General features: G+C 44.8%; 6 protein-coding genes. 2 read left to right on the forward strand and 4 right to left on the reverse strand.

Annotation, left to right across the window (positions count from 1 at the left end):
- Positions 1–43: 43 nt before the first annotated feature.
- Together ACFQ21_RS08820 and ACFQ21_RS08825 are read right to left on the reverse strand one after the other, a co-directional pair.
- Entirely contained in the window at positions 44–2728 is a 2685-nt protein-coding gene (locus ACFQ21_RS08820) for an ABC transporter permease (protein WP_377577794.1), read from the reverse strand.
- A 280-nt stretch (positions 2729–3008) separates the two neighbouring features.
- Entirely contained in the window at positions 3009–10808 is a 7800-nt protein-coding gene (locus ACFQ21_RS08825; RefSeq protein ID WP_377577797.1) for a LamG-like jellyroll fold domain-containing protein, read from the reverse strand.
- A gap of 523 nt (positions 10809–11331) precedes the next feature.
- Between ACFQ21_RS08825 and ACFQ21_RS08830 the strand changes: the two genes are divergently transcribed.
- Both ACFQ21_RS08830 and ACFQ21_RS08835 read left to right on the forward strand, forming a co-directional pair.
- The gene (locus ACFQ21_RS08830; RefSeq protein WP_377577800.1) at positions 11332–13470 is read left to right on the forward strand and encodes a TonB-dependent receptor plug domain-containing protein; all 2139 of its coding nucleotides are present in this window, start codon (positions 11332–11334) and stop codon (positions 13468–13470) included.
- 3 nt (positions 13471–13473) lie between these two features.
- Positions 13474–13995, forward strand: a complete 522-nt coding sequence (locus ACFQ21_RS08835; RefSeq protein WP_377577803.1) for a YfiR family protein — start codon at positions 13474–13476, stop codon at positions 13993–13995.
- Between the two features lie 32 nt (positions 13996–14027).
- Here the strand turns inward: ACFQ21_RS08835 and ACFQ21_RS08840 are convergent, their stop codons facing one another.
- The gene (locus ACFQ21_RS08840) at positions 14028–17411 is read right to left on the reverse strand and encodes a ligand-binding sensor domain-containing protein (protein WP_377577806.1); all 3384 of its coding nucleotides are present in this window, start codon (positions 17409–17411) and stop codon (positions 14028–14030) included.
- A gap of 256 nt (positions 17412–17667) precedes the next feature.
- Positions 17668–18114 (reverse strand): DUF1569 domain-containing protein, encoded by a 447-nt coding sequence (locus ACFQ21_RS08845; protein ID WP_377577809.1) that lies wholly within the window; start codon positions 18112–18114, stop codon positions 17668–17670.
- Between the last annotated feature and the right edge of the window lie 66 nt (positions 18115–18180).

Consider the following 18180-nt stretch of genomic DNA (forward strand, 5'->3'; position numbering starts at 1 on the left):
GACTTGTTTCGTGAAGACTAAAATTTATTCACTTTACCTCGGCCTATTCACACTTCAGAACTTCGGCCGGATTACTCCGGGCAGTCTTCAGAGCCTGCGACCCGATCATGATGAATGCTATTGTTAGAACAGCCAGCACGCCACCAAACAATTCCGCTATTCCAACCGGCTTGTGAAATGGGAAATTGATGAGCACTATATTTTCAAAGAATATATAGGTTATCGGAAGCGCTATCAATGCAGCGATAGAAAGCAGAACAACAAAACCACGACTTAATAAGAACACTAAGTTACCGGAAGTCGCGCCCAGCACTTTACGTATACTCATCTCCTTCAGTCTTGTTTCCGTGGTAAACACTACCATACCCAACAATCCGAGAGAAGCTATAGATATAGCGATGAACGAAAGGAAGCCGATTACCTTTATCATTGCAGAGAGTTCCTTGTATGCATCCTCGATGGAATCGTCATAGAAGCGGGCTTCGAATGGATGAACGGAGTCAACGCTTTTCCAAACCCCCTGGATCTTTGCCATAGTCTCAATCGGGTCGCTGGTATTAATGCGTACATTCACAAGACCATCCCTCCTGTCACTGGTGAGAAATGCATCCGGTGTGAGGTATGTAAACACAACTGGCTTGATGTCTTCGTCAAGCTTTCCGTAATGAAAGTCTTTTATCACACCGACTATTGTATGCTTTTTACTATTCAGAAGTATCTCATCGCCTACTGCTTTTTGAGGATCACCATGGGCTATAGCAAATAGTCGCAACGTTTTTTCGTTAACGATCACTTCGCTGGCAGCATCGCGCGTTACAGGTCTGGTGATAAAGTTCTGCCCGGCAATCAACTTATACTCATGCAAGGGTATATAGTTCTCATCGATTATATTGGTAAACACAAGCGATGAATCACGCAAGTCTTTATACTTCACATAACCGCCCCACGCATTACCAACACTGGTCAGCAGCCGCGACTGTGAAACCCCGGATACTTCGGGCATAGCTTTGAGCTTGTTAATCAAATCATCGGGTCTATTTTTTTGCAAGTCGATGTTAAGAATGTTCTCCGTATTAAAACCCAGATCGAACGTGAGAATATCTTTATACTGAACGTAACCTATAAATGTGCTGGTGATGAACATCAACGTTAATGTATACTGAACAACAACCAACGCGCGCCTGAAGCTGAGTCCTTTAAATACTTTTACAGACGAGACATCTCTTAGTGCATTACTAACATTGACTTTCGAAAAGAATATTGCCGGTAAAAAGCCCGCGACTATACCAACCGCCATAGAGAAGACAACAAATGTTAACACCATCGGCATTGTTATTTCCAGCTTTACCATTTTCAGTAACTCGGGAGCTATACTGACAAATTGCGGGCGGAGTACCAGGAACATTCCAAAAGAAAGAAGAAGAGCAACTAACGATACGATGATTGCCTCCGCAAGAAACTGCAAGCGAACCTGACTCTTTCCCGCACCAATCACTTTGCGTAAACCTATTTCCTTGAAGCGTCTCATCGATCGCGCAATCGAAAGGTTGGTATAATTAAAGCATGCAGACAAGATTACTATCAGTGCCAAACCACCAACGATCCAGAGCACAATATCAGGCACCACGGGTTGAATGGAGTTAGCGAGATCTTCGCCCAACACAATATCATATAGCGGAAGAAGTGTAAGATATATTTGCGCTTTATTGTCTCCGTTATTTTGTTCCGCACAGAGGGCATCGATCTTCGCCTGAATGTCAGAGACATTTGATTTTTCCGGGAGCAACAAGTATACATAGTTTCTGTCCCAAACGCGCGACCACTCCGAAAAATCCCGGCCCTTCGCCAACTGCGTTTCAACGGTACTGAATGAAACAAGCGATTCGAATTGAATATGAGAAAAGAATGGAACATCCTTGAGTATACCCGTCACTTCATAATCAGCACTATCGAAGTGAATAGTTTTACCGAAAGCATCTTCAGCACCGAAAAGTTTCTTTGCAGAAGTTTCTGTGAGTACGATGGAATAAGGTTTGGCTAGCGCTGTTGCTGCATCACCCTTCACCATGGGCAACGTAAAGATCCGAAGCATGGTGGGCTCAGCATATATACCGGTAAGCGGAACAACATTATTATTAACCGTTGCATCACCTGAGCATTCCGTCCCGATGATCACTGTCTCTTCTATGCCTGATATTTTTTCGTGTATGAGCTTGCCTGCCATCAAAGACGTGGATGCAAATTTTTCACCGGATCCTTCCTGAAACCGGGCATGCGAGGTAATGCGATATATACGTTTACCATGCTCATTAAATTTATCGTACGACAGCAAGTCGTGTACGAAAGCAATCAGCAACAGACCTACCGACATACTTATGGCAAGACCAACGATGTTGATAGTCGAGAACAGTTTATTGCGCTGCACATTACGCATCGATGTTTTGACGTAGCTTCCAATCATGATCCAGTTGATTAAGAGGTTTACAAATTTTGGCGCACGAACAGTATATATTCTGAAGAACTTGAATGCATCCATACTATAAATGAGCCTGGCGCGGAGTGGACCTTTTGATCTAACATTCCGGTCGAAATACTCATGAAGATCTCCAAGCAAATCCTCAGCAAGCTCGGGCTTACAGTACCACACAATGAATCGTTGAGCCCACGCAGGTGGTTCATGCTTCTTCCGATTATGATCGGGTTTGAATGTTGATCTCCGGACGCTCATATTTTCACGTACACATTGCTTTACGTGAATGTATGGAGAATGGATTCAATAATACATACAAAATGTGAATAAATATTAAAGTTTACCGGTTCGTTTTAACTTAAAAGTGCATTTCATAGAGGGAATTCCACGACTTTGCAGAAGCTATGAGTTAAGTCAGTGGGGAATTTGGAAAGTGAAATGCGGGAGATGTCACTCAATGTACATTGACTTATCAGGCATAAGTAAGCCCTGACCACCTTCGTGACCAGGGCTGTACACCAAATCAACCCAAACTGATTTATTTCTTGATTACTTTTCGTGTAACTACATCGTGACCTTTACTTAATCGGAGTATATATACTCCGGAAGTAAAGGATGTCATATCGAGTGTGAGTACAGGGTTTTGAATGAAGACCGTTTTCATTTTTACACCCCGGTTATCGATAACCGAAGCCTCAGCACCTATTAATGTTTCGTCAACAACAAGCTGAAGATGATCTTCGACAGGATTAGGATACATCGAGATGAACAAGGACGGTTCGCCTATTTCAGTTTCTTCAACTGACGCACGTGCGGATGAAGTTTCCTTCGAGAACACAAGCTTGTTGACACTTATACCCCCTGACTCAAAGAATATCGTAACAACACGAAGTCCAGCGGTCAGGTTAATGGTTCTGTTAAGCGTAACCCATTTCTGAAGGCCACCGGTTTTACCGGGCGCTATACTTCCGGTTTTATCAACACCGTCAATCTCTATTCTTATCTTTCCTTTACCAAGAAGATCCGCAAGGTATACACCAAGCTGATAGTTACCATCTTCCTGTACATCTATAGTATATTTCAACCACTCGCCCGTTGCAGTCAGGAATACATCGTAGCCTCCGGCTTTGCATAGTTCGATATCAACGCCTTCATTCCATCGGTAGAGAAGTCCTAAGTTCCAGTCAGTCGTCTCGTGATAGGCTTTACCTTCGCCACCGATGTCAAAGTCTTCCGCTTCCACCACTCCGGGAACAACGCGCGCTGTTCCTCCATACGGAGTATGCGGCAGCTTTATGATAACAAGCTCGTGGCTCACTGCAGTAGCTGGCTCATAAAACTCATTGCCACTTTGTGAAGCCGTAATGGTTACGGATCCCTCCTTCTTTATGTGAACTATATCATTCGCAATGGTGACTATTGTTGTATCTGAACTGGTGTATGCAACAGTAAGCCCGGACGTAGCCGATGCGTGAAGTTGAAAATCGCGGTCACCGAGTTTCTTTCCTGCCAGGGCTTCGAACGAAACAGACTGTGTCTTCTTTGCTATCGTTAATGTGAGTGTATCCGTTGCAATACCCAGTGCGTTGGCAGCAGTGATAATAACCGGGAATGTACCGGCAACAACCGGAGTACCGGATATTATACCGGTTTCTTTATCGATCACCAGGCTATCCGGCAATGCTGTTGCGCTGAACTGGTACGGCATATTCGTTGCCGATATAGTATATACAAACGGTATTGTCACCATTCCGTTCGCAGTAGATGCACTGTTGATCGCTGGCAATACTGTCGCGATATTAACATGATCGAAGCTCGCTTCTGCAATGACACTTGTATTATGACTGCAAGTAGCAATACCAATATATACCTGCTCATTCATGGCGATGGTCTCCGTTCCCACCAGTGTCCATTTGCTGCCATCCGTAGAACGATAAGCCGAAAATACGTTTCCTTGTCGTACCAATTTTACCCAGTGCGGATATAGTAAGGTAGCCCCTGTTGTTGACACGGAACTTCCTGCTATAGCGGTACGTCTTATAAACTCGACACCACCATCGGGCCGCAGATCCATCATGGCATGCTTAGCATTGGCATTCAAAGTCTCGCGGATCATAACACCAGCCTTTGCAAAGGTGTTGGTATTTTCCAATGATGTAACACGCGCTACAATAGCACCGTCACCGGTAAGCGCCTGGTATGCAAAATGGAATCCATCCGCAGTACCCCAAACATCCGCACCGGCACCGTGCATGGTAAATATACCGTCCACATAGCGCGCATTACCGGATATACCTGTCGCACCGACATCAGCATGTTGCCATGTATTGACAACTTCGTTCGCTACCGGTATAGCACTAACAAGCACGCCATCGGTAGAACCGCCTTCGTTTGTTGCAGAAATTGTATAATTATACTGCGTACCGTTCACTACTGCGGTATCACTGAAAATTGTAGTCGTAACGGTTGCTATCGTGGTGAATATACCTTCACTACCTGCTGAACGTTTAACAGCATAACCTGTTGCACCGGCTGATGCAGCCCAACTTAAATCAACACGATGATTCCACCCGGAAGCGTGGCTATAGCCGGGTATAGCAGGTGGCATGGTGATGAATGCTGCATTGGACAATACACTTCTGAAATTGCTACGCGTTGCGTATACCACGTAGTAGTTCTTGCCTTTCAGCGGAGCAAGATCAGTATAGAGTGTATCCGTTACTCCGGTAGCTATCGTTGTATACGTACCGGCAACAGAACCTCGCAGTACAGTATAACTATCTGCGTCTTTAGAACGAGTCCATGAAAGTGCTGTTCCATCACCCGCACGCACAACCATTACATTTGTCGGTGGTAATGGTGCAATTGCTTTTACCATCCCGGAAATCTCCAGGGCACTTAACGTACGGGAATAAATCCGAAAATCATCAATCGTTCCATGAAAGTATGGATCGGATGCCCACTGCGATCTGCCAATCCACGTTTGTGTTGTATTACCCAGTCTTGACGGATTTATAGTCATACCTGTATTGCGACCAACTTCCTCTCCGTTGATATAAAGTATACCGGTGGAACCATTGAGCGTTACAGCCAGGTGAACCCAGACGTTTAGTGGCACAGAATAGGATGAATTGATCTGTTGTTCGCTGCCATTGTTTAATTTAATAGAGTAACGCACTCCCCCACCGTTGTGCGTTGTTGTGAGGAACATATAGGTGGCAGTGCCTGATCCAAAATCAAAGACACGCTCCCAGGTTCGCTTTTCATCGAGTTTTACCCACGTGGATATAGTGAAATTCGTAAGGGTACTCATGGTTCCGTTTGGCAATGCAACGTGCGAGCTACCCGCCAGTTTAACAGCAGAACCCGAAACACCGGATGCCCAGCCAGGCGTAGCCCCGGTTAAGGTTCCTGTTTTTGCATTCCACAAATCTGTAGCGACCGTACCTTGTGCTTCGTTAAACGGCCAGTATGCATACGCAGCGGCATCGGCCATGGCACTGGCCATATCTGAAGGTTCACTTTCACCTGCGAGATTTACGGCCGATATAGTATAGTAGTAAGTGGTGCCAGCGGTAATGTTTGTATCTATATAGCTGGTGTCTGCTACATTGGCAATTGTACTGAATATACCATCTGCTGTAAGTGACCGTTTAACATTGTAAGAAGCCGCTTCAAAAGATGACTTCCAGGTAAGATTGATTTTTGCATTCGAACCAACGGCAAGTACATTATGAACCTTGGGGGATATATTCGGGAACAACGTGGTATCGCTGATCGCGACAGAATTCGATCCCTCGCCTATAGCATTCGTAGCCGATACAACATAGAAATATACTGTAACCGGGGCTAACGATTTATCCGAATAGGTAGTATCCGTCAGGTTTTGTGCAATAATGGTATAAGGCCCGCTTTCAACCTGCGCTCTTTTTAGTGTATAGGTTTGTGTGAAAGCCGAGACGGGTGAACGATTCCAGGAAAGATCAAGCTGTAAACTATTCCTGGCTATGGAGGATAATCCAGCAGGAGCCGGAGGAACTTCGTTGGTTTGTATCGTCAGGTTTAATTCGAGTGACGCTGAACCTTTTTCATCCTGCGTTCCAAGTTGTACTTTAAAAATTCCTGACTCTGTCGGTATACCGGAAATTACTCCGGTCTCTGTGTTCACCGTTAAACCTGCCGGAAGGCCGGTGGCACTATAGCTCAATGGAGTGTTGATGGCTGTTATGGTATAGGAGAATGCCTGGTCTTTCATTCCCGCTGCAGTCGGTGCACTGGTGATGAGCGCGGGTGTCGTACGATGATCCAGCAAAACTATATCATTACCATCACCGCCTTTATAGGTGATGTGAAACTGGTAGTCGCCAACCTGGACAAGCGCCAGTTCTGCAAGACCATTAAATATACCGGTAACGGCATTGGTGCTGGTGTTGTCTACAAGTATAAACGAAACACCTGCTGTGAGATTACCCGGATCTATATCTGTAAATTGTAATGCAGCATTTTCGAGCGTCAGTCCCTTAGCTATAAGTTTATCCATGGTGGCTGATTTACCACTGAACTCGACACGCAAGGTAGCATCGCTCTTCAACGTTACTATATTTCCAACGGTAAGCTGTCCTATAGTTTCATCACCGGGTGCCAGCGATGATCCTGCTCCCGATCCGGTTCCTGTAGTAACAACGTTATTGATCGTGCCGCTCCCGCCTATCGTTCCACCTCTTACTGTTACCGCGCTGTTATAGGGCCCGTTGATCAACAGTATACCATTCTTCACGGTGGTAGCACCGTAGTTCAGGTTGGTGCCGGTAAATTTCAATGTACCAGTACCTACTTTCACAACACCAATGTTGCTATTCGCCATTACACCGCTAAAGGTTGTGTTGGTATTGAGCGCACCAATATTCATAACGGGTGCATTGTATGAATTGATAAGACCTCCACCCGACAGTGCACCGAATTGAATCGTATCATTAAAACTCAGACGGTGGCCATCGGAAAAACTGTTGTTCAAAATCCAGTTTGCTTTCGCGCTGCCGGCTGATGATGCATCAATGCGCACGCGGTGTCTGCTGCTCCGGTTTACGGATATGAATGTACCCGTAAATTCGCTGTTGTTACCGCTCAGGTGCAAGCCATCGTACGCGTTACCATCGTGTTCAATGGTACCACTACCGGTTAGTCGGCCGGCCAGGAATAAGCCTCCTCCTTCGGAGTATAGAAAATTCTTTGTACCTGCTTCCACCAGTATATCATTATAGATAAGCGCATAGGCATCAGCATTTCGCAAAGCACCCCCCTTCATGGTAACAACACCGGTACCCAACGGACCGGCTACGGGCACACCATTCGAAAGCGTTCCGGCCCCGGCTATATTTAGCGGTGCATTCGGTCCCCAGCCTCCCTGGCTATCCTGAATCGTAGTTCCTCCGGAGTATGTATTCGCTCCGGTAAGATATACCCAGCCGGAACCTTTCTTGGCTATACTTCCGGTTCCTGCAATAACACCTCCCAATCGCACCGCGCCTTTCGGAGCATTGACTTGCAACGGACCGTTCAGCGTCATGCCTATATTCAATACCTGCATGTTGTCCGATTTATTGATAACCTCGCTCCCCATGCGCACGGCATTGCCCGCTATCGTATAAGCGTTTGCCTCCGACTCGAATGAAAAGCGCGCTACTTCCAGATCGGCTACATCATTCGTCAGTGTTGTTATGCTCGTGCTGTCAAAGCGAAGTATAGCGGGGCTTGCCGGAATAATGCCTCCCTCCCAGTTGTCAGCTATATTCCATAAGCCCGACACAGGTGCTATGCTCCACTTCGGTGATGTGGATCCTGGTATACCCAGTTCTTCTTCGGAATTATTGCTTTCACGATCGCCAATCACAGCAGATACTACATAGTAATAATATATACCATTAACCAAGGGACTATCAACATACGTTGTGGTTGTGACGTTGCTGGCAAGTATAGCATACGATCCGCCACTAACGGCAGCACGTTTTATAGTATAGGTTGCAGCACCGGTGGCCGTGGGCCATTGCAATGTAACTTGTCCATCGCCATTTGTGATAACTGGTTTACCTGGAATATCAGGAGGTAACGTGATGGCAGCCTCCGCAGAAGGAGCACTTTCCAAATTCCCCGAAAGGGCCGTTACTATATAATAGTTGTTTCCGGGAAATGCATCTGCCTGTGTAAAGGTTGTTGATGTTACGGCAGATGCAATGATGGTATAGGGTCCACCGGCATTCAAAGCATGTTTCACGGTATAGCTTGTGGCATTAGCTGAAGCATCCCAGTGAAGTGTAACTTGTTTGATGGCGGTATTGCTCAGCACCATGTTTGCCGGAGCTGCCGGTGCTACATTGTTAAATACATCCATAACAACAACAGCCGAACCGGTACCCTGTGCGTTTGTAGCATTGACGGTAACAAGATATTTACCCAAGGCTGTAGGTGTACCGGATATAATACCGGTGCTGGTATCTATACTCAACCCTGCAGGCAAACCGGAAGCACTATAACTTGCTGGTGATGCTGATGCTGTTATAGCATAACTAAATGCCGAACCTACCGTAGCGGTTGCTGACGTAGCACTGGTAATAGCTGGTGAACCCGCAGGCGCACTATTGGTCATCGACACATTGGTAAACACAGCTGTAACCAATGACGAAGGGTTTTGAGATGTAGTATATAAGCCGACATACGGAGATGCGGACAAAGAACTTACTACAATACCAATACAAGTCCAATTGACTCCATCTTGCGAGTGATATGCAAAAACGCGGTCGTTGATTCGTTCGAGTTTAAGCCACCATGGAGCCTTTGGTTGAAAATGTACCAGGTAGCCTCCCGGAGGATTGTTCCACGATATATTTGTTTTACTCCAGGCAGTTGCATTTCGCCAGGTGAGATATAGTCCGCCATTCGGTTGTAATACTAGTGCTACATGTCGTGCGTCTTCCTCCAACGATTCGCGAAACATAATACCCGCCTGTGCATTGGCAGATGTAAGTATAGTATCAACACGCACGATGATCGCGCCATCGCCATTCATTTTTTGAAATGCAAAATTGAATGCATCCGGTTGTGACTGCGGGGGAACCGGGACACCGGCACCGGCACCTTGCAGTGTCCACGCGCTATTGCTATATATAGCTTTACCGGCAAGTCCTGTTTCGCCTACATCTATACTCGTGAGCGAAGTGGTATTTACCGTTGCAGGATGCTGCACAGGACTTAATGCTGATGCTGTTGAATTATCGATCGTTCTTCTGAAAAGAAAAGAGTGACCACTCTCTCCCATCAGACTTCTATAGTAAGTTGTATTCGGTGCCGCTACACCTTTACGTAATGTATAGGCATTTGCTATAATATTATATAGCATCGATTGTCTGGCAGGTGCAGACCCCGAAGAGCCCCAGCCGGTATAGTAGGCGTAAGTTCCGCCAAAGGGTATAAAGTTATTGATATAGGAGCTGCTGTTGACATGAAAGCCTGTATATAATTCGCTGGTGGCCAACACGCGATTATTCAAGTCGGTAAACACATCTATACCTTGCTTCCATGCTACTTCAGCACTCCATGCAAGTGCTTCAACTTGTCCAAACCAGTGACCTTCGTCACGGCCGGCATCACCGACCTGACCATTGCCTAAACTGTTCGGCAATGCTCCTCCTGCATCGGTGCGATAGGATTGAACAGCTTGTTGCCATAATGCAGCATCACCGAGGTATGCCGCTATACCGATAGCAATCTTTATCTGTATAGCACCCTGATTGAGACCGCGCAGCGGATTAGGTACATCAGCTTCTTTCCAGAGTATATTGGCAAACCAGTTGCGCACGTGCGCATCATTGTCTGCTGTCCAACCGGGATACGTGGAACGAAGTATATCTGCACCGGTTATATAGTATTGTGCATAGTCGCCAAGATCGAGGAATGTTTCATCGCCTGTCCAGCGCGTGTTGGTTATAGCCCATGCATCCAGTATACCGGTTGCTTTTTGAGCGTAGGCCTGATCGCCAGTAAAGATCCACATAAACGCGAGGTTGTGAATCGCCACCATGTCGTTCATCCATGGGTTTCGGTTCACATCGGGAGCTCGCCCTACTGTAACATAGGGCCCTTGCATGCCATACGTGAGCTTCGATCTATAGTCATTCGTAAATGCTGCATACGCGGAAGCCCACGGTTCTTTGGTAAGATTTGATTTTAAATGATTGAGATCATCCGTAGTAAATGGTACACCGGGATGCACGAAGGTTTGGGCATTTATCTCCAGCGCGCACGCACAGATAAATGCCAGGATCAAAAGTAAATGTCTTTTCATCTGGTTTTGGTTTTGGTACTAATTCTTGCACTTGCACCGCAACTGTATATACTTGCCGGCATATATATTAAGTATGCGGAGAAGGGCTAAACGGGCACCTAAAGATGAAAATGAAGGAGTGAACAGGATATGAATTATAGCCCAAAACCCATAAATGATGCTCCATTACAAACGTTTTCGCGAAAACGTTTGTGATCCGCTCAAATCAGCGTTGTAACGATTAAAATTCTCTATATATTCTATACCCTATTCCATCAGAACTTGCCTGTTTTTTTTTCGGCAACAGGAGCATCCGAAAGTGTATACCCCAACTGTTTTGAGCTATACAGTTGGTCTTCTCTTCATGAAAACAAGTATTGACGCTATTCTTCCCGGCTTCGTCTACAATTGTCCCGGTGTTTGCCTGTTAAAGCTTTCTTCGTTCAGAAGCTGATTTTAAGGCTGTCATTCTGCTTACCAGGATACCATAAGATCAGGTAGTATACTATATAATTCACTACTCTAAAATCTGTCCGTTTCGAACATGAAACACGTTCTGCTGTTTGTCTTCCTCATCGGAAATATAGTCTGTGCCTGGGCCCAGGATCCGATATCAACCGATTCGCTGGCTCGGTATTACGACATGAGCCTGGAAGAACTTAACAAAGTAAAAGCGTCCGGTGTATCCAGTGAACTGGAAAAATTCCTCAACTCTTTGATGTCTGTTGCATCACAAAAAACATTATCGACACGCGAAAGTCCAGGCATTGTAAGTCTTGTTACCGAAGAAGAAATCAAACAATCCGGTGCCCGCGACCTGGTTGATGTATTCCGGTTAATACCGGGATTCGACTTTGCGTATGATGGCAATGGAAAGATCGGGCTGGGCATACGAGGCAACTGGGTAAATGAAGGAAAAGTTTTACTCCTGATGGATGGTATACAGATGAACGATATATTTTCCGCAACGCTGTCTTTTGGCAATCACTTTTCTGTATCCAGCATCAGCCGCATTGAAATAATACGCGGACCAGGTTCTGCTATATATGGAGGCTTTGCCGAACTAGGTGTTATCAACATTATTACCAAGAAAGGAAGTGATCTGAAAGGAGGCTATGCTACGGCCAGCTATGGGCAGACCAGTAACACCTATGCGCGCAGAAATATAGAGTTTGGTATAGGCAATACGGTTAAACAATGGGATATAAGCCTCACCGGTATGGCAGGACAGGGAAACCTGGGCGATCGAAGTGCATTTGTACAAACCAGAAGTACCGGTGGTGGTTCCCTCAACCCTTCCCGCATCCAGGGATCGTATCAAAGCCTGATCGGTAATGCTGATGCCAATCCTTTTATGCTAAACTTAAAAGCTTCGCATAAGGCTTTTTCATTCAAAGCAATTTTTGATAACTACGGTTCAACGGTGCGCGAGGAAAGTGATGCGAATGGAAACATGGTTATATCAGCACAGAATTTTTCACTTTCATCTGAAGTAAAGTACGATCTGAAAATTTCCAGAAAGCTAACCGTTACACCCGGTATAGGCTATATACATCAGGCACCTAAAATAAAAAGTACAAGCGATAGTATAAGCTACTCAAAAGAACAGGGCGAACGTATAAAGGGCGGAGTATTGCTGGTATATAATCCATCCAGGAAGATTAACGTAACGGCCGGTTCTGAATTCTTTCGCGACCAGGCCACCAACAACAAAGACTCCATTCAAACTGCCAATGGAGCCGTAAAATCCATACACTATAACAACTACGCGTTCTTCTCGCAACTGCTGATAAAACACCGGCTGGCCAACCTTATACTCGGTGCACGATACGATCATAACTCGAACTACGGATCGGCCTTTGTACCGCGTATAGGCCTCACCCGAAAAATAAACCGCTGGCATTTCAAAGCCCTTTACAGCGGTTCCTTCCGCGCGCCTACCATTCAGAATATAGCGCTGGGTGTACAGATGGATTCCAGCAACGCAGGCCCTACACGCTCTATGAAACCGGAGAAAACAACCATCGCTGAACTGGAAACAGGCTACCAGTTAACGCACGACCTGGTAATGACGCTGAATATATACAACAGTATTATTAAAAACCCGATTGTATATAACAGTGACCTGGATATATATAGCAATGGAGACAAGGCTGCTACGCGTGGACTGGAAATTGAATGGCGATATAAAAGACATTGGGGCTATATAGTTGCCAATTACTCTTTCTACTCAGTGAAAGGATTAAGCAAGATCAGCTCGTATGCCACGCGCCAGTATACATCGGGTGACGGAGTGCTTCCTTCGGGCGAAGAAGCCAACACGGCTGTTGTGCTGGCCTTCCCGGCACATAAGGCGAGTATGAATGCGAGTGTGCGCGTTCATAGAAAAATCTCCGTGAGTCCAACATTAATCTTTTATGGCAAACGCTATGGTTATGATTTAACTCCCGTTACGCAGGGAACCTATAAAAACGAACTGATTACACAGAATCCGGCTTTACTGGCCAACCTGTATATATACTGGAAAACTCCTGTGCGTGGACTTGAAAGTGGTGCGGGAGCCTACAACCTGTTTAACAAAAACTATAACTACCTGTCGCCATACTTTACGGTAACGGGCTCCTACCCTTCCATGTCGCGGGAATTCATGCTGAGATTAACCTATACCTTAAACTCCCGGTAGCGTATGAAATCGAAGGCTAAGTATATAGTTGTATTTGCTATACTGCTATGTTCCGGTGTTTCAAGCCAGGCGCAATCGGTAGACTATAAAGCACAGGTATTGTTTATGTATAACTTTATGAAGTATACAAACTGGCCAACACCTGTAGGCGATTTCAGAATTATTGTATATGGTAATTCTCCGATCAGCGCTGAACTGAAAAAGCTTGCCCTGGTGAAAAAGACTCCCAATGGAAAATCGATCGTGGTAACAGAAGTGATGGATGCCAAGAGCATTACCGATTGTGAGATGCTTTATATACCCGATGCCAAAAGCAAAGACCTGGAACAAATCATCAACACAATAAAAGATAAACCGGTACTGATCATCACACAACGTGATGGTCTGGCAAAAAAAGGAGCTTGTATAAATTTCTTCATTCAGGATGATGACCGGTTGGGATTTACCATAAGCATCAAAAACCTCGAGGCACGTAAACTCAAGATCGGATCTGAACTTACCATTCTCGCAGAAGTGGTGAACTAACTTTTTATGGAATGTTACCCTTCTTCAAGCTGTCATGAAGCAGAATTTACCGCAGAAGGTATATCGGTATAATTGAGGGGTATACGAACGGTGACGGTGGTATACTTATGTCGTTCACTTTCGATCTCGATCGTGCCACCCAGTATTTCGAGCGCTTTCTTGGTGATAAATAGTCCTAATCCATTGCCTATCGATTTCTCGGAACCACGGTAGAACATATCGAATATACGGTCGCGCAATTCCTCCGGTATACCGATCCCATTATCAATTACCTGGAGAACCAACTGTTGATTTTCCTGGCTCAGTATACATTTCACAAACGGCTCGCTTTCCTTTCTGAAGATAATACTGTTCTCCATCAGGTTTATAACGATATGATTCAACAAAACCGAATCGCCTTCGAAGGATACTCCTATTTTGTTTTCAATTTCTACGTGTACTGCGTTATTGGTATTTAAACTATTGATCTGGCTTCGCAGGGTTTGAATAAATTCATCTGCGTGAATGATCTCTGTGTTACGTTTGGTGCGGAAGAGCGAGCCGGTATCGCTTAACCTGCCGAGAAGTCGTAACATGCGACCTGCTGTACCTTCTATATTAGCAAAGTAATTATCTAAATCTGTTTGCTGGTTCTGCATTTTAGCCAAACGTGCCAAACCAAGCAAGGATGTTATAGGACCGCGCAAGTCATGACTGGACCTATATAAAAATGTATCAAGCCCTTTATCTGTCTCAATTAGCTGCTTGATGGTGAGTTTCAATTCTTCTGTACGGTTCTCGACAAGCTTTTCAAGATTTGTGTTAACCCGCTGCAGTTCTTCATTCACGGAGTTTACTTCTTCGTACGCTTGTTCCAGTTTTTCGTTCTTGTCCTTGATCTCTTCTTTCTGCGACTCTACCACCTGTGTACGCAACGTTACCAGGTGCTCCAGTTTTCGTTTTTGCTGAAACAGAAAATTTGTACGGATGTGTATAATTACCATGGTGAACACAACCAGCAGCATCGCTAACGCAACCTTCACACCCAACCGTTGGTGCCAGCGAGGTATAACAATAATCTCGATGCTTGCAGCCTCATCATTCCAATAGCCGTCACCATTGGTAGCACTTACTTTTAAGGTATATCCGCCCGGCGGCAAATTGGTATAGGTTGCAATCCGGCTTTCATTTATATTGTTCCAGCCATTATCGAAGCCTTCCAGGTAGTAACGATATTTATTCTTCTTGGGGAATTTATATTCGAGACAGGCAAACTCGATCGAGAATACATTTTGATCCGGTTGAAACGTAATCGTTTTTAACTTGGATATACTCTTGGTGAGCAGCTTCGTTTTATCATTCATTTGCACGGCATCGTGGAAGAGGCTGAGCTTTGTAAAGACAACGCGAGGCTTGCTGTGATCTTCCAATACTTTTTCAGGACGAAAAACGTTGAGACCGTTTGTACCGCCAAAGTAGTAATCACCCGCTGAACTTTTAAATTTTGCGTCTTCGTTATATTGTACGCCCTGCAATCCATCAGCAACCGTAAAGTCGAAAACTTTATCTGTTTTCGGATCATACCGGTGAAGACCATCGAAAGTTGTAAACCACAAATTATGAGAATCGTCTTCCAGGACAGAAGTTATATTCCGTTCGCGAAAGTCTGGAAGAAGCTGCGTATAGGTAAGTGTTTCCGGGTCAAACCGTAGCAAACCTTTGTTATCGGTGCCTACAAGAAGTTTACCCTGGGCATCAAGCGAAAATGCGATAATCTCGTTTGTAGGCATACTCAGTGAGTCGCCTGGTATATTCAGAAAAGACTTGAATGTACGTGTACGAGGATCATACCGATGAATACCTGCGAGGCGCGTTCCCATCCATATATACCCTTGCCGGTCTCTACGTATACAAAAAACCGATGCCGTTTGTGTGGTTACAGTATTGCTGCCTGTTATAACGAGCTTGTTAAACACTTTGCTTTCCGGAAGAAACTCATCGAGTCCGCCCAACTGCCCTACATATATCCTATTATCATCTTCCAGAAGTGACCATACGTGATTGGTACTGATGCTTGTTGTATCTCCGGGTATATGCAGGTATCGCGAAAATGTTTTTGACTTGGTATCGAAATAATTCAGCCCCCCGGCAAACGTGCCTATATATAGGTTATTCCTGCTATCTACCAGCAGCGACTTGGCCACGTTGGTACTGATGCTGTTTTTATTTTTTGGAGAATGTAAATATGGTGTAAACTGCTTTGTAACCGGATCAAATTTATACAACCCTGCACCATCCGTTCCAATCCATATTTTATGATCATGATCTTCTGTAATGGCCAGCACAGAATTCTTCCCGATACTCTCCATATTCTCATCGAAGTACCGGTAATGCTCAAAGCGTGGCCGCGCCCCGGATATAAACGTGACACCCGCACCAAAGAGTCCTACCCAGTAATTATTCTGATCATCAACATAAATACCGTGTAAACTTCCATTGTGGAGGATGCGGGTTTCGCGCGTGAGAATCTGTGTAAAACTGTTGTTACCTTCATATCTGTATAGCCCGGCACCATCCGTACCAACAAGAAGCACACCGTTGCGATCGATGGCTATAGAGGATATAATATTGGAACCCAGCGATGGTTTATCCGCCACATGAACAAAGTACTCGAACGTCCGGTCCTCTTCATTTTCCAGGCACAACACCCCCCCTCCATTCGAACCAAAATATATAGTGCCCGTAGAATCCTGCACTACATTTACGAGCAGCGTGGAAGTCAATCCATCGGGTGCGGTACTCGGACGTATAGTAGTCTCTATACCCTTTGCACCGATGATGTTAATTCCTCCGGCAGTGCACACCCATATCTTTCCGTTCCTGTCTTCCAGCAAAGCAGTCACAGCGTTGTCAGACAGCCCTGTTCCATCGGTACGATAAAAGTACCGGGTGATCTCAAATGTCTCAAGGTTTATTTTGTTCAGGCCCCAATACGTGCCCGCCCAAAGATTATGATGCCGATCTTCCAGGAGGCAAAGTATAGTATTCTGGCTGATGGTATTTTTATCTGCGCGACTTGCCAGAAACTGTCGAAAGTTTTCTTTTTCACTGTCGTAGAGATTAAGGCCGCTATATGTACCTGCCCATAGACGCCCCTTGCTATCTACCAGAAGATTTCGGATTACATCGTTACTAAGACTTGTTGAATCCTGATCTGAATGACTGAAGTGTTTAAAAGAATATCCATCAAAGCGATTAAGGCCGTCAGCAGAACCTATCCATATAAAATCATCGCGGTCTTTAGTTATGCAGGCAATACTGTTTTGCGACAGTCCCTGTTCACTTGTAAATGTATTGCTATATACGTAAACAGGAGGCAAAGACTTTTGCTGACACAACCCGTGCATCGTTGGCAACAATGCCATCATCAGAAGCATAATGTTTGCTCTGTACCTTGCCAATAAATATAAAATAGCTCCGATGTACTGCACTCCTGAAGTTCGAAAATAAATTCGAAATCAACCCCTTCCGGTAACTTTCTTTTCTTCAACCTCTATCCGCGTACGTTCCCTTCGGTTCCTGATGGGATATATTTCGTTGTTCATATTAATGCTGCTGCTGCTTTAGGGTAACTATATAAATTTCAGTTCACTATATTAAATTAATACAGCAAGTTTCGCAACATACAATTTTTTATGCACCAAATTGTCTCAAATGATGATCTACGTGTTTATAGGCAAAGAATCCGATCTGATCTTTCGTCATGGGTCCGAAAAAGGGATGAATAAAATCAGGATCGGTATAACTGGCGTACTGTTCAAGCCTGTCTATCCATTCTTTTTTCTGTTGTTCAATGTCACCGTTCTCGTTAAGAGTTTTCAGCAATGAGCTTGTGGGAGAATTCTTACCGAAAGGTTTATCATCTTTCAATACTTTCTTCAGCAGCATACCGCCAATTAAACGTCCAATAAAAACACGGTTGATCTTCAGCTTCCCCAACACCATATCTTCATGCAATGTGCCATGCTTTACCATTTGATAGGCATTCATTTTACCCCATTGTGCGTTATTCTGCGGAGTTAAGGATTTTATTCTTGTTACCAATTCCTCCCGTGTAGTGGTATCAAAAACAGACTTCATGTTCGTTTTTATAGGTCATTGCAATATAAAACTTAACAAATATCCGGCAGTATTCCTAATGCTATC

The organism is Ohtaekwangia kribbensis (assembly GCF_042676245.1).
GTDB classification, from domain to species: Bacteria; Bacteroidota; Bacteroidia; order Cytophagales; family Cyclobacteriaceae; genus Ohtaekwangia; species Ohtaekwangia kribbensis.